The organism is Dyella choica, assembly GCF_003977665.1.
GTDB lineage: Bacteria > Pseudomonadota > Gammaproteobacteria > Xanthomonadales > Rhodanobacteraceae > Dyella_B > Dyella_B choica.
Genome location: NZ_RYYV01000005.1, coordinates 251,120 through 265,142, shown reverse-complemented (window position 1 = coordinate 265,142; position 14,023 = coordinate 251,120). Strand labels below are relative to the sequence as shown.

The window sequence follows — 14,023 nt, the reverse complement described above, 5'->3', positions numbered from 1 at the left end:
ATAGCTCCAATCTATGGAACGGCGAAGCCACATGAACTTGCGCGACCTGCACTATCTGGTTTCCCTCTCCGAGCAGCGGCACTTCGGGCGCGCCGCGGAAGCCTGTTTCGTCAGCCAGCCCACCCTCTCCACGCAGATCAAGAAGCTGGAAGACGAACTGGGCGTCGCCCTGGTCGAACGCACCCCACGCAAGGTATTGCTGACCGACGTGGGCCGCGAGATTGCCACGCGCGCCCGCGAAGTGCTCAACGAAATCGAGCAGATCAAGGGCATCGCGCGACGCACGGTGGATCCGGAGTCGGGCACAGTGCGCTTGGGGATCTTCCCTACCCTGGGTCCCTACCTGCTGCCGCATGTGGTACCGATGGTGCGCGAGCGTTTTCCGCGGCTGGAACTACTGCTGGTAGAGGAAAAAACCGAAGTCCTGCTGCATCGCCTGCGCGAAGGCAAGCTCGATGCCTGCGTGCTGGCGCTGCCGATTCACGACGACAGCCTGCACAGCGAATTCCTGTTCGAGGAGCCGTTTCTGCTGGCGGTGCCGCAATCGCACCCGCTCGCCAAACGCTCGCACCTGAAACTCAGCGATCTGTCCGACCAGAGCCTGCTGCTGCTGGAAGACGGCCACTGTCTGCGCGACCAGGCGCTGGAGGTGTGCCATATGGCCGGCGCGGGTGAAAAAAGCGGCTTCCGCGCCACCAGCCTGGAAACCTTGCGCCAGATGGTCGCCGCCAACGTCGGCATTACGCTGCTGCCCACACTGGCGGTGAAACCGCCGGTAGCGCAGGCGCCCAACCTGCATCTGATGGAATTCAGCGGGCATGCACCGAGCCGCCGCATCGCCATGGTGTGGCGCAAGAGCTCAGCGATGGGCAATTTCCTGAAGCAACTGGCGGAAGTGATCCGGGGCCTGCCGCGCGATTTACTCGACCCGCACAGTGTCAGTGCCACCCAGGCCAAGCGCCGCCGCACTGCGTGATGTCATAGTTGGCATCAATCATCTTCACCGACATGTATCGGGGCTTGGCCAAGACCGCGCGCGATGAGGGCTTCGACTGGAAAGGCGGCGCGATGGTAACGCTGACCTCAACGCATCCAGGCATGCGCGAAGCAGTAACATTGTCGGCAACGTTACAGCAGGCGCTGGCAGCGGATTTCGCTTAGGCTGGGATGGCAATCCCAGCATCGCGTGGGTTGCATGCATGGCGATGCTGGGTTTCGCGACGTATGCCTACGATTGTCATCCCAGCCCACGCCACCGCAATAATCAGTAATGCAGCAGGCTATGCAGCGGAACTTCGTGCGGCCATATCGCCCTGCCCTGCAAGGCAAGCAGCTCGATCACCACCGACGCCCCCACCAAGTCCGCCCCTAGCTGGCCCACCAGGTTGCGCGCCGCGCCTAGCGTCCCCCCCGTAGCGAGCACGTCGTCCACCAGCAGTACGCGTTCACGCTGCCGCAAGCTGCCGACGCGCGCTTCAAGCCGATCGGTGCCGTATTCGAGCTGGTAGTCGGCATGCATCACCGGCGGCGGCAGCTTGCCCGGCTTGCGCAACGGCACGAAACCCGCGCTCAGCTTCTGCGCCATCGCGGCGGCGAAAATGAAACCGCGCGACTCTACCCCGCACACGGCCTGCACGCCGCTATCCAGCCATGGCTCGACCATCGCATCAATACAGCGCGCGAATGCGACACCATCCGCCAGCAGGGGCGTGATGTCGCGAAACGTGACACCAGGTTTCGGGAAATCCGCTACGGCACGAATCAAACTTGCAAACTCGGTCATGCAACACTCCAGATCAAGCACGCAGGCTAGGATACCTGCCCGCGCAAGCAAACAGCCCTATCCCGATCGCCCCGTGCGAACGAACAGTCCCTACTGGCGTCACGTTGAAAGGCCGGGCATGGAAACCGCTCAGCCTGGCTGCGCCACCAGACTGTCCGGGTCGTCATCCAGCTCGCGGATCGCCAGCCTCGCTTCGGCGAGGGCATGATCGATCTGACGCACGACGGGCTCGGCGGCATCGATGCTGGATTCCGGCACCAGCACGGCAACGTAGTCGAGCGCCGGTAACTGTCCGACACCGCCGGTGAGATATTCCCCTGAGATGAAGGCCGGCACTTCCGCGCTCTCCAGTGCATCCTTGACCAGATGAGCGTCGATCAGATTCTGGGCGCGATAAACGATACGCATGCCCGCACGCTACTGCTGAGCGCGCCAGTGGGCAAGCTGTTCACCAAAAGGAACCAATACCCGCCACGCCCTGAGCGCCGTGCCGGCGCGCCTGTTCGGCCAGCGCAGGAGCCATGCCGCCGAGGGCGTAGACCGGCAGCGCCGCGGCTTCAGCCAGCCCCTGAAACCGCGGCCAGCCCAGGGCAGGCACATGCGGATGACTGGCGGTGGCGGCCACCGGCGAAAGTGTTGCGAAGTCGGCCAGGTGCACGCTGATCGCAAGCTGCGCCGCATCGTGGCAGCTTGCGCCGATCGGCTGTGACCAGGGCAAAGGGCGCTCCGCCAGCTCACCCAGTTGCGCCCCCTTCAAATGCACGCCGACGCCCGGGCCGAGACTGCGCGCGCCCTCGATATCGCCGTTGAGCAACAAGCGCGCCGTGTGCCGCAGCGCGAGCGGTTGCAAGCGCTCAGCCAAGTCACGCACCTGCTCGGCCGGCCACAGGGGGAGACGCAGCTGTATCAATCGTGCGCCTAGCTCGATCGCCTCAGCGAGGCGCGCATGCCACGTGCCTGCATGATCGGGTAACACGTCGGCGGGCGTGATCGCGTAGACCGCTGGCAGGCGCAGCGCCTGCAGGATGGGGCGATCGGCGGGCGCAAGCGTCGTCGGGTCGACCTCCCATGGCATCTGCCATTGCAGTGTCTGCCCTTCCAGCGACGCCGGGCTGCCCCGCCAGGACGTGAACTGCCATGCATCGATCAACAGGCCACGGTCTCCGTAGTGCCAAGGTACGCGAATCAGGGGAACGCCATCTTGCGGCTCGACCAGCACGCCCAGTTCCTCACGCAGCTCGCGCACCATCGCGGGCTGCGGAAGCTCGCCTGATTCCAGCTTGCCACCCGGAAATTCCCAGAAACCGGCGAGATGCTTGCCCGCTGGTCGCTGCGCCAGCAGCACCCTGCCCTGCGCATCGCGCAACACGCCGGCCATTACATGCAGCGGGGCTCCGTGCGCCTCATTCATGCAGTGGGATCAGCTATTGCGGATGTACTCGACCATGTCGAAGTCATAGCCGTGCTGCGCATCCTTCTTGTGGTGCGTGCGCTTGACTTCGGTCCAGTCGCTGAAGTGAATGCCGGGGAAGAACGTGTCCGCGCCGTCCACCGCCGCACTTACCCAGGTGAGGTAAAGGCGCTGCGCCATCGGCAGCGCATCGTGAAACACCTTGCCGCCGCCGATCACCATCAGGCCGGTGCCGTCGGCGCGCGCCTGTGCTTCTTCAATCGAGCGCACCGTGATCTGGCCGGGGAAAGGCGCCTCATGGCGATGCGACAGCACCATGTTCACGCGATCCGGCAGCGTCCGGCCAATCGATACCGCGGTGTTGTAGCCCATCAGCACGTGCTTGCCCACGGTCAGCTGCTTGAACCATTTCAGATCGTCCGGCAAATGCCAGGGAAGCTGGCCCTTGCGACCGATTGCAAAATTCTCGTCAAGGGCGGCGATCAGCGAAATGGCCATGGAAGCTCCGGAAGCGGTGACAGTCACAAAGGCCAGGGGCTCGCCCGGCCGACCGCCTATTATAACGTTTGCAGGGGGTAGGCTGGGATGCCAATCCCAGCTCATTCGCGAGTCCTTGAAGCTGGGATTGGCATCCCAGTCTACGATCCTGGTCCTACACCGCTACCGGCGCCTTGATCGCCGCGTGCGGGTGATAGTCCTCGATCACCACGTCGTCGAACTGGAAATCGAAGATCGACGCCACCTGCGGATTGAGTTTCAGCCGCGGCAACGGACGCGGTTCGCGCGTCAATTGCAGGCGCGCCTGTTCCAGGTGGTTGCTGTACAGATGGGCATCGCCCAGCGTATGCACGAAATCGCCCACGCCCAGTCCGCAAACCTGGGCAATCATGTGAGTGAGCAAGGCGTAGCTGGCGATGTTGAAAGGTACGCCGAGGAAAATATCTCCGGAACGCTGATAGAGCTGGCAGCTCAGCTTGCCGTTCGCGACGTAGAACTGGAACAGCGCATGGCAAGGCATCAGCGCCATCTTCGGCAGCTCGCCTACGTTCCACGCACTGACGATCAGGCGACGCGAATCCGGGTTGCGCTTGATCTCTTCCACCAACCAGCGAATCTGGTCCACCGCGTGGCCATCGGCAGCCGGCCACGCGCGCCATTGCTTGCCGTACACCGGACCGAGATCGCCCTGCGCATCGGCCCATTCGTCCCAGATGCTGACACCGTGGTCCTTCAGATACGCGATATTGGTGTCGCCTTGCAGGAACCAGATCAGCTCGTGCACGATCGATTTCAGGTGCAGCTTCTTGGTGGTGACCAGCGGAAAGCCCTGATTGAGATCAAAACGCATCTGCCAGCCGAACACGCTGCGCGTGCCGGTGCCGGTGCGATCGGTTTTTTCCGCGCCGTGTTCCAGCACGTGGCGAAGCAGGTCGAGATACTGATGCATAGGCCGAGTTTACGCCGACTGTTGCGACTGTGCCTTCGCCAGCGGCAACACGGGTGCCTTGCGCGAAAGCCACAGCAAGCCAAGCCCGGTCACGATCAGCGGCAACGACTGGATTTGCCCCATCGTAAGCCAGCCCCACGCCAGGTAGCCGAGCTGCACGTCCGGCACACGCACGAATTCCACCGCGAAGCGGAAGCAGCCGTACATCAGCGCGAACAAGCCGGAGACGAGATAGCGCGGGCGCGGCCTCATCGACACCAGCCACAGCACTGTGAACATCACTACGCCTTCCAGTGCCAGCTCATACAGCTGCGAGGGATGCCGTGGCAAGCCGCCGTACTGCTGCATGATCTGCGCCAGGTGCGGATCCGTTGCGGCAAGGGCGGCGTCCTCGTCGCGCGCATTGGGAAAGATCATCGCCCACGCCACGCTGCCCGGCTTGCCCCACAGCTCGCCATTGATGAAGTTGCCAAGGCGGCCCAGGCCCAGGCCCAACGGCACCAGGGGCGCGACGAAATCCACCGTATCGAAGAAGTGCAGCCGGTGCCGGCGCGACCACCAGAAACCCGCCACCAGCACGCCGATCAGGCCGCCATGAAAGCTCATGCCGCCATCCCAAACTCGAAACAGCGCCAACGGATCGGTCCAGGTCCAGCGAATGCCGCCAGCGTAATAGAACAGCATGTACCAGATGCGCCCCCCCAGGATGATGCCCATCATCGCGTAGAAGATCAGGTCGCCCAGCGCATCGCGGTTGACCGGCAGACGCCCATGCTTGCGGCGGAATTCGCCGAGCAGCCAGGCACCGAGGAAGCCGAACAGGTACATCAGCCCGTACCAATGGACTTGAAGCGGTCCGAGATGCACGGCAACCGGGTTGAATTGCACGACAAAGGGCTGTGCCATGGGGTAACCGATCAAGCCGAAAACGGGGAGTTTAACGGCCCGGGATGAACTCGTCAGGACACTGCCTTTGGGATGCCCTGATCTATTCCGCGCACCCGGCATGACGTCCAGAAGGCTCGCAGGGTGTGCCGCGCGGCACAGGGCAGACTGGCCGTCTGTTCAAGCCGCGGGGCACGGCCTGCGGGCCTTCTGGACGTCACCCCGTCATTTAAATTCAAAAGGTTGGGGCCGCACTGAATGCGCGTCTGGCTGCGCCCCAGTGCCTAGACAGACAGCCAGTCTGCCTTCGCCCCTGGGGCGCAGCCAGACGCGCATTCAGTGTGGTGACGGGTACGCGGAATAGATCAGGGCATCCCTAAGTTTGGCGACTTGGCTACACTCGGCCGGCGCGGCCCACGGGGAGTGTCAAGGCCGCGCCGGACATCACTTTTTACCAGGGGACAAGGAATATGTGGAATGGAAGAGTGCGCGCCTTCGTGGCGGCGTTTTGCTTGGGTCTACCCTTTGTTGCAGCCACGGCCGGAGAGCCGGTCCCGGTGGAAGCCTTTGCGCATCGCGGCGGCTATTCGATGCCGAGGCTTTCGCCGGATGGCAAATATCTGGCCATAGCGGTGGAGCAAGGCGAAGACCACGCGGTGGTGATTTTTCAGCTCAGCGACATGAGCCACATGAAAAGCCTGCTGCGTCTGCCCAGGTTCCAGTTGCCTGCCGATATCCATTGGACGGGGCCGGAGCGGCTGGTGGTGGAAATGGCCAAATTCTTCGGCTCGCTCGACGAGCCCGAGCTGCTTGGTGAAATCATCGCTACCGACGTCCAAGGCAAGCACATCCAAGCCATGTTCAGTCGCGAATGGGGTTTGGAGCTGCATGGCCGCGGCCACGACGAAGGGTATGCCTTCGTGGCGGGTACACCGCCGAAAGCCAACGACCACTTCTACATGCAGACCTACATGTGGAACGACGAAAACAATACTTGGCTGTACGACGTGAATGCCGACGGCGGCGCCCGTCACCAGATCAGCCAGATTGGCGTGGGCAACATGGGTTTCACCCTGGATGCCGACGGCCATGTTCGTTACGCCTCCGGCTTGAACACTCTCAACAAATACGTCGTGTATCGACAGCAGAACAATCAGTGGGTACAACTGTCCGACGGTAATGACGGCAACCGTTTCGTGCCGATCGCCTTTTCGCAGGACAATCAGCACCTGTATGCGTTCGTGAATACGAAAGGCGGCCCTTCTGCGCTGGTGCAGACGGATGCGAGCGGCAGTCAGACCAAGCTGCTGGCCAAGGACGATTTCAGCAGCATCGGCTTTATCCAGTGGACCCCGCAGCAGCAGCCTTTCGCCGCCGCATCCGCCACCGGCGTGCCGAACGAAACCATTCTGGATGCGAGTCTGCCGCTGGCGCAGACCTATCAGGGCTTAAGCCAGAAATTCCCCGGCCAGTTCGTCGATTTTTCCAGCTACAGCGAAGACGGCAACATGCTGGTGTTCGAGGTGAGCAGCGATCGCAATCCCGGCGCCTATTACCTGTTTGACTTCAAGCAGATGAAGATCCAGAAGCTGTTCGACAGGAAACCTGGCATCGATGCGGGCAGGATGGGCCAACGCATGCCCATGCATTTCACGGCTAGCGATGGCACCCCTCTGGAGGCCATTCTCACCGTGCCCGCCGGTGCGTCGATGAAGGACTTGCCAATGGTGCTGCTACCGCATGGCGGGCCCTTCGACGTCAAAGACACCTGGTTCTTCGACGAGGAAGCACAATTTCTGGCCAGCCGCGGCTATCTGGTGCTGCAAGTCAATTACCGTGGATCAAGCGGTCGTGGCCCCGGCTTCGTGGATACCGGTTACGGCAAATGGGGGACGCGCATTCAGCAGGATCTGCTCGACGGTGTGAAGTGGGCCGAAGCGCAGCACTACGCCGACTCCAAGCGGGTCTGTGTGTTCGGCGCCAGCTTCGGCGGCTACTCGGCGATGATGACGGTGATTCGCGAGCCCGGGTTGTTCAAATGCGCTATCGGCTATGCCGGCATCTACGATCTGGCAATGATGTACGAGAAGGGCGACGTCAAGGATAGAAAGGCAGGCAGGAACTATCTGGAACAGGCGATCGGCAAGGATCCCAACGAACTGGCCGCCAACTCACCGGACAAGCTCGCCGACAAGATCAACGTGCCCGTGCTGCTGATCCACGGCGAGGAAGATCAACGCGCGCCCTTTGCGCAGGCCAAGGCCATGCGGGCTGCCCTGGACGCCGCCCACAAGCCGTATGAATGGCTTACCAAGCCCGGCGAAGGCCATGGTTACTACAACGAGCAGAATCTCGTAGACATGTACAACCATGTGCAAGCGTTTCTGGAAAAGAATATCGGGCCGGGCGTTCGGCCAAACTGACCTCTGCCCGCATCACGAACGTGTAGGTTGAGGTAAAACCTCAGCCTACATGGCAAGATGCGCTGCGTTAGCGTTGGCCTTGGCTGATGCCAGCGCCACCGCCTGCGACGATGATTTGCCCAGCGCCAGCTTCAATTCCTTGTACACGCTCAATACCAGCTGCCCGTAGCCACGCGCCAGCGTGGCGTCATGGCTGTGGTAGTAGCCGATACGCAGCACCGGATCGCCGCTTCGGTTCATCGCCTGGCGCAACAATCGCGTCCCGATCTCGATGTTGCGTGCCGGATTGAGCAAGGCGATGGGATCCGGTTCGATATCGCGGTGCACCGGGTAGTACACCTGCATGATGCCTACGTCCTGCACCGGCACGACCAGCAGATGAGCCATCTCGATCGCATGTTCGGTCTCTGCTCGTGAGCCGCTGTGTACGCGCCCGTTGATGCGCACCACCCATGGGCTGGGCGCTACCGAACCATCCGATTGAGTGCCGCGCGTTTCCACCAGGGCAATCGCGTAGATCAGCACCGGATCTATGCGATAGCGCGCTCCCGCCTTGGCCCACAGGCTGGCGGGCGAAGTGATGTCCAGGTTGAAGCCTTCGGCATGTGCGCTGCGAGGCTGAGCCACCACCGTGATGGCGCCATCGTCGGTCAGGCCGAGCGCCGCCCTGGCTGCAGGCTTCTGCACAGAGGCCACCTTGCGCGGCACGCTCGTGCTCACAGCCGAACCGATTACGCCTGCAAAGGCGACAGGGCGAGCAAGCGCACTGACCATCCTTGTTGGCGCGGGTACCTTTGCCGCCTGTGCAAAGGAGGGCTGCACTCGCGGCTGCGCATGCCATGCATGCACGCAGATGATCGCCGCTGCTGCGCTTGCCGCAGCACCCAGCCCGCCAATGATCGGCAGGCGATACGACTGAACATATTGCTTGATGATGGGCAGCGCGGTGGGTACGTCGAACGAATACCTGGCCTGCCACGACGGCAGTGTCGCCCATCCCATGGTCACATCGCCGGCATGCTGTCGCCGTTGCGCGATGCGCCGTTGCCTCGCCCACTCGCAAGGACGCGCGATGAGGATTTTCTGTCCGCCGCCGCCAAGGCGCCTGGCGCGGAACGCGGCCGGCGCGCACAGGTAGACCCGCTGCGTCACTTCCGGGCGGCGCACGGCGCCATCCCGAGGCATGACCGGTCCGCTTGCGCGTGCGGGAAGTGCCTGGCTGGTGCGTGGAAATGGATGGGTTTGCAGCAACAGCACCTGTCGTCTTCCGTTCAACGCCGGCGGCAGAGTCCGCTAGACAAGCACAAATCGGGCCGAGCGCCAAGCGCAGGAAGGGCCAACCGCCCGCGCGCGCTGAAGGTTCGGCCCGGTACTCGCACGCGTACGCTGGAGTTTTCGCCCCGGGCCACAACCCAGTTATATGCGCAAATACGATCTTTCCTTAAGGCGATACGATGCCGTAAGCATCACGTGTCAGGCCAGTCGCGCAAGGCCATGAGAGGGTCCCTTGCAATCATGGCGGGAGCCATAATTGTGCAAAATTCCGCATCCACGCATCCAAAGCTCTTCTAGACGGTCATGGCGCGCAAGAACGAAGATGCGTGCATGCACATCATCGACTTCATCGACTCGCATACCGGCGGGGAGCCCACCCGGGTGGTGCTCGCCGGATTTCCGGATCTCGGCAACGGCTCGCTGGCCGACCGGCGTAACTTGTTGCGCAGCCGCTACGACCGCTGGCGCCAGGCGATTGCCTGCGAACCGCGCGGATCGGACACCATGGTGGGTGCGCTGCTGTTGCCACCCAGCGATCCGTCCGCCTGTGCCGGGGTGATCTACTTCAACAACGTGGGTTACCTCGGCATGTGCGGCCACGGCACCATCGGGCTGATCCGCACCCTGCATCATCTCGGGCGTATCGCGCCCGGCCGGCACAAGCTGGAGACACCCGTCGGTATGGTGGGTATCGAACTGCATGCTGATGGTCGTGTGTCGATCGACAACGTGGAAAGCTATCGTCACGCCAAGGACATCGAGCTGGATGTGCCGGGCTACGGCAAGGTGAAAGGCGATGTTGCCTGGGGCGGCAACTGGTTCTTCATCAGCAACGACAGTCCGCTTCCGCTTACGCTCGCCAACCAGCGCGCGCTGACGCTGTACACCGAAGCGATTCGCCTTGCGCTGGAAGCGGCGAACATTCGCGGCGCCGATGGCGAGATTGACCATATCGAGCTCAACGGACCGGCGCTGCAAGCTGACGCTGACGCGCGCAACTTCGTGCTGTGCCCCGGGCTTGCCTACGACCGCTCGCCCTGCGGCACCGGCACCAGCGCCAAGGTCGCTTGCCTGGCCGCCGACGGCAAGCTGGCTCCAGGACAGGTGTGGCGCCAGGCAGGCATTCTCGACAGCGTGTTTGAGGCGCAATACGCGCCGGGTACACGCGGTGTGTTGCCACGCATTACCGGCAGCGCGCACATTACGGCACAAGGCCAGTTGCTGATCGACGACGCGAGCGATCCGCTGGCGTGGGGTATCGGTTCGGCGTGAAGAGTTACGACCTGATCATCGTCGGCGCGGGAATCATCGGCACAGCTTGTGCCGACTATGCCAGCCGGGAAGGCCTGCGCGTGGCGATAGTCGAACCCGGTCCGATCGGCGGCGGCGCGACCGCCGCGGCGATGGGCCATCTGGTGGCGATGGACGATGATCCGGCCGAACTGGCGCTGGCGAATTATTCGCTTCAGCTGTGGGAAGACTTTACCGGCATCGAGCAAATCGAGTACAGCCGCTGCGGCACTTTGTGGGTGGCCGGCAACGCAACGGAATTTGCACAAATACCGGAAAAAATCGCGCGCCTCGCAGCAGTGGGTGTGCCGGCGGAACGGCTCGAAAGCGAACAGCTCTATCGCCTCGAACCTGCCCTGCAACGCGGCTTGACCGGCGGCATGCGCGTACCGCGCGAAGCTGTGGTGTATCCACCGGGCATGGCACGGCACCTGCTCAATCGCGCGTGCGTCCGCGGCACAACACTTTATCCCCTGCGCGCCACCGCCATCACCGCGCACGGCGTGCAGCTTGAAGATCGCACCAGCCTGGCCGGCTCGGTGCTGGTCGCCACGGGATGCGCCCTGCCCCAGCTGTTGCCGCGACTGCCGATGCGCTCGCGCAAAGGACATCTGGTGATCACCGATCGCTATCCGGGCGTCATCCATCATCAACTACTGGAACTCGGTTACGCGGACAGCGCACATGGTGATGCGGACAGCAGCGTTGCTTTCAACGTGCAGCCACGGCCCACCGGGCAGATCCTGATCGGCTCCTCGCGTGAATACGGCAACGACACGCCGGAAGTGTCGATGCCCATGGTCCGGCGCATGCTGGAACGGACATTCCGTTATCTACCTGCCTTGCGCCAGCTCAATGCACTGCGCATCTGGACCGGATTTCGGCCGGTCAGTGCGGATGGCCTGCCTTATCTCGGCCGTGTTCCGCAACGCCCGAATGTGTGGGTGGCCGCCGGCCATGAGGGGCTCGGCATCACTACCTCGCTAGGCAGCGCGCGCCTGGTTATCGATCAATGGCTCGACCGTCCCACCGCGATCGATGCGCGCCCCTACGATCCCGCGCGGGTGGCGACATGGGCATGAATCAGGTGCGCATCGCCATCGACGGGCAAGCTCTCGATGTCCCAGCCGGCATCAGCGTGGCTGCGGCCATTGCGCAACTGCGGCTGCCGTTCCGCCGCTCCGTGGGTGGACAGCCGCGGACGGCATTTTGTGGCATGGGCGTCTGTTTCGAGTGCCGTGTGCGCATTGATGGCATAGCGCAGCAACGCGCATGCATGGTCCCAGTACGCGAAGGCATGCAGGTGCTAACCGATGGCTGAGCACTACGACATCGTGATCGTCGGTGCAGGGCCGGCAGGCTTGGCTGCGGCAGAAGCCGCGCTTGGGCAAGGAGCGCGAGTTGCGTGGCTCGATGCGCAAGTCACGGCCGGTGGCCAGGTGTGGCGCAAAGATGTCCGCTACGGCTGGCCGCGGCGAGTGGAAAGCATAGTTGCCAAGCTGCTTGACCACCCTAACGCGACCTGGATGCCGCAGACGCAGGTGATAGCCGCCGAACAAAATGCATTGTTGCTGCAGGACGAAAGGCAGGCGCTAGGCGTAACGTACGGCGCATTGATCCTAGCCGCCGGCGCACGCGAATTGCTGCTGCCGTTTCCGGGCTGGACCTTGCCCGGTGTAACCGGTGCCGGCGGTTTGCAGGCCTTGGCCAAGCAAGGCTGGCCGCTGAGCGGACGCCGCGTGGTGATCGCCGGTAGCGGTCCGTTGCTGTTGGCAGCCGCGGCAACGGCGAAACGCCACGGCGCTCAAGTGCTGGGTATCTACGAACAAGCGAGCCAAGCCGCCGTGCACGGATTTGCCCGTACCCTATGGCGCTGGCCTGGCAAGGCCCTGCAGGCGGCAGCGCTGCGCTGCGAGTTGGCGGGCACACCTTATCGCTGCGGCAGCATCGTGGCACGCGCAACCGGTAACGACGCATTGCAGCTGATCGAAGTGGATGGGCCGAATGGCGTGCAGCGGATCGAATGTGAGCTGCTTGCCGTAGGTTACGGGCTGGTACCGAATGTCGAACTTGCGCAGATGCTCGGTTGCGCTATGAAACGGGAAGCCGCTCACCCTTATGTCGCCGTGGATGATTCACAGCGTACAAGCATCGCCAATGTCTACGCTGCGGGTGAACTTTGCGGCATCGGTGGACGCGATTGTGCCTGGCTGGAAGGCCGTATTGCTGGACTCGCCGCCACCGGTAGCGCCATCGAAGCCTCGCTGCTGCGGCAACAACGCCTTGCACGCAGATTCGCAGCGAACTTGCGCGAACACTTCAAGCTCAATCCCTGCATCCACGATCTGGCCGATCCGGATACCCTGATCTGCCGCTGCGAGGACGTACCGCTGCGGGCGCTGGAAAACTTCGACGATGCGCGCAGCGCCAAACTCGCCACGCGCTGCGGCATGGGCGCCTGCCAAGGACGCGTCTGCGGCACGGCGCTGGCGGAACTCGGCCGCTTCCCACGCAGCGGGCAACGCCCGCCCCTGTTTCCAGCCCGGCTTTCCACGCTGGGCGATCTCCCGTCTCCCTCCGATACCGAAGGACTCTTCTGATGAGCAACGCGACCTCCATGTGGCACGGTGTGCTACCCGCCATCACCACGCCATTCACCGCCGAAGACCAGATCGATCACGCCTTTCTGGCCAAGCATGCCAGGCAGCTGATCGACGCGGGCTGCCGGGGCATCGTGCCGCTGGGCTCGCTGGGCGAAGCGGCCACGCTGAGTTTCGAGGAAAAACTCGACATCCTGCGCACGCTGGTGCAGGCGCTGGAGGGTCGCGCGCCGGTGATCCCCGGCATCGCCGCCCTTTCCACACGCGAAGCCGTGAAGCTTGCCAAGGAAGCCAAAGCCATCGGCTGCGGCGGCCTGATGGTGTTGCCGCCTTATGTGTACTCCACCGACTGGCGCGAAATGGGTGCGCACGTGCGCGCAGTGATCGCCGCCACCGACCTGCCGTGCATGCTGTACAACAATCCGGTCGCCTACAAGACCGACTTCAGCCCGGCGCAAATCGCCGAACTCGCCGCCGCATTCCCCAACCTGCAAGCAGTGAAGGAATCTTCCGGCGACGCCCGCCGCTTTGCCGGCATTCGCGCACTGTTGGGCAATCGCTTGCACTTGCTGGTCGGCATGGACGATGCGCTCGTGGAAGGCGTCGCGATGGGCGCAAGCGGCTGGATAGCGGGCCTGGTCAACGCCTATCCGAAGGAATCGGTAAAGCTGTTCGAACTGGCGCGCGAGGGCGGCCCGAAAGCGGCCGAATCCCTGTACCAGTGGTTCCTGCCATTGTTGCGCCTGGACACCGTGCCGACCTTCGTGCAGCTGATCAAGCTGGTCCAGGAAAAAGCCGGCATGGGCAGCGAACGCGTACGCGCGCCGCGACTGCCGGTGGCCGGCGGGGAGCGCGAATACGCGCTAAAGGTGATCGACCATGCCATCGCCAACAAGCCGAGCCTCTGAC

15 protein-coding genes are annotated in these 14,023 nt (G+C 63.2%); 8 read left to right on the top strand and 7 right to left on the bottom strand.

What is annotated here, in order from left to right:
* The first annotated feature begins 31 nt into the window (after positions 1–31).
* Entirely contained in the window at positions 32–976 is a 945-nt protein-coding gene (oxyR, locus tag EKH80_RS08865) for a DNA-binding transcriptional regulator OxyR (RefSeq protein WP_126684367.1), read from the top strand.
* An 8-nt stretch (positions 977–984) separates the two neighbouring features.
* Positions 985–1,161 carry a hypothetical protein gene (locus EKH80_RS23790; protein WP_158628797.1) on the top strand — a complete coding sequence of 59 codons (177 nt, stop codon included), beginning with the start codon at positions 985–987 and terminating at the stop codon, positions 1,159–1,161.
* A 103-nt stretch (positions 1,162–1,264) separates the two neighbouring features.
* On the opposite strand, the gene EKH80_RS08860 is transcribed toward EKH80_RS23790, so the two are convergent.
* The 6 genes from EKH80_RS08860 to lgt form a co-directional block, all read right to left on the bottom strand.
* Positions 1,265–1,783, bottom strand: coding sequence for an adenine phosphoribosyltransferase (locus EKH80_RS08860; protein ID WP_126684366.1), 519 nt, complete (start codon positions 1,781–1,783; stop codon positions 1,265–1,267).
* A 129-nt stretch (positions 1,784–1,912) separates the two neighbouring features.
* Positions 1,913–2,191: a putative signal transducing protein gene (locus EKH80_RS08855; RefSeq protein WP_126684365.1), complete on the bottom strand. Its 279-nt coding sequence runs from the start codon at positions 2,189–2,191 to the stop codon at positions 1,913–1,915.
* A 40-nt stretch (positions 2,192–2,231) separates the two neighbouring features.
* Positions 2,232–3,194, bottom strand: coding sequence for a Nudix family hydrolase (locus EKH80_RS08850; protein WP_230473530.1), 963 nt, complete (start codon positions 3,192–3,194; stop codon positions 2,232–2,234).
* A gap of 9 nt (positions 3,195–3,203) precedes the next feature.
* Positions 3,204–3,692, bottom strand: coding sequence for a dihydrofolate reductase (locus EKH80_RS08845; protein WP_126684364.1), 489 nt, complete (start codon positions 3,690–3,692; stop codon positions 3,204–3,206).
* Between the two features lie 154 nt (positions 3,693–3,846).
* Positions 3,847–4,641, bottom strand: coding sequence for a thymidylate synthase (locus tag EKH80_RS08840; RefSeq protein ID WP_126684363.1), 795 nt, complete (start codon positions 4,639–4,641; stop codon positions 3,847–3,849).
* Between the two features lie 9 nt (positions 4,642–4,650).
* Positions 4,651–5,547, bottom strand: a complete 897-nt coding sequence (gene lgt, locus EKH80_RS08835; RefSeq protein ID WP_126684362.1) for a prolipoprotein diacylglyceryl transferase — start codon at positions 5,545–5,547, stop codon at positions 4,651–4,653.
* Positions 5,548–5,996: 449 nt separating this feature from the next.
* Between lgt and EKH80_RS08830 the strand changes: the two genes are divergently transcribed.
* On the top strand, positions 5,997–7,949 hold the full coding sequence (locus tag EKH80_RS08830) for a S9 family peptidase (protein ID WP_126684361.1): 1,953 nt from the start codon (positions 5,997–5,999) through the stop codon (positions 7,947–7,949).
* A 45-nt stretch (positions 7,950–7,994) separates the two neighbouring features.
* Here the strand turns inward: EKH80_RS08830 and EKH80_RS08825 are convergent, their stop codons facing one another.
* Positions 7,995–9,206, bottom strand: coding sequence for a transglycosylase SLT domain-containing protein (locus EKH80_RS08825; RefSeq protein ID WP_126684360.1), 1,212 nt, complete (start codon positions 9,204–9,206; stop codon positions 7,995–7,997).
* Positions 9,207–9,554: 348 nt separating this feature from the next.
* Here EKH80_RS08825 and EKH80_RS08820 point away from each other — a divergent pair, with 348 nt between their 5' ends.
* From EKH80_RS08820 to EKH80_RS08800, 5 genes are read left to right on the top strand one after another with little or no spacing between them, the layout of a single operon-like run.
* Complete coding sequence (locus EKH80_RS08820; RefSeq protein WP_126684359.1) at positions 9,555–10,496, top strand: 4-hydroxyproline epimerase; 942 nt, start codon at positions 9,555–9,557, stop codon at positions 10,494–10,496.
* A complete protein-coding gene (locus EKH80_RS08815) occupies positions 10,475–11,596 on the top strand; it encodes an NAD(P)/FAD-dependent oxidoreductase (RefSeq protein WP_230473528.1) in 1,122 nt (373 codons plus the stop codon). Before EKH80_RS08820 ends, EKH80_RS08815 begins: the two co-directional genes overlap by 22 nt.
* Positions 11,593–11,835, top strand: a complete 243-nt coding sequence (locus tag EKH80_RS08810) for a (2Fe-2S)-binding protein (protein ID WP_126684358.1) — start codon at positions 11,593–11,595, stop codon at positions 11,833–11,835. Before EKH80_RS08815 ends, EKH80_RS08810 begins: the two co-directional genes overlap by 4 nt.
* Positions 11,828–13,114 (top strand): NAD(P)/FAD-dependent oxidoreductase, encoded by a 1,287-nt coding sequence (locus tag EKH80_RS08805; RefSeq protein WP_126684357.1) that lies wholly within the window; start codon positions 11,828–11,830, stop codon positions 13,112–13,114. The genes EKH80_RS08810 and EKH80_RS08805 overlap by 8 nt, the downstream gene beginning before the upstream one ends.
* Positions 13,114–14,022 (top strand): dihydrodipicolinate synthase family protein, encoded by a 909-nt coding sequence (locus tag EKH80_RS08800; protein ID WP_126684356.1) that lies wholly within the window; start codon positions 13,114–13,116, stop codon positions 14,020–14,022. The genes EKH80_RS08805 and EKH80_RS08800 overlap by 1 nt, the downstream gene beginning before the upstream one ends.
* Position 14,023: the final 1 nt, after the last annotated feature.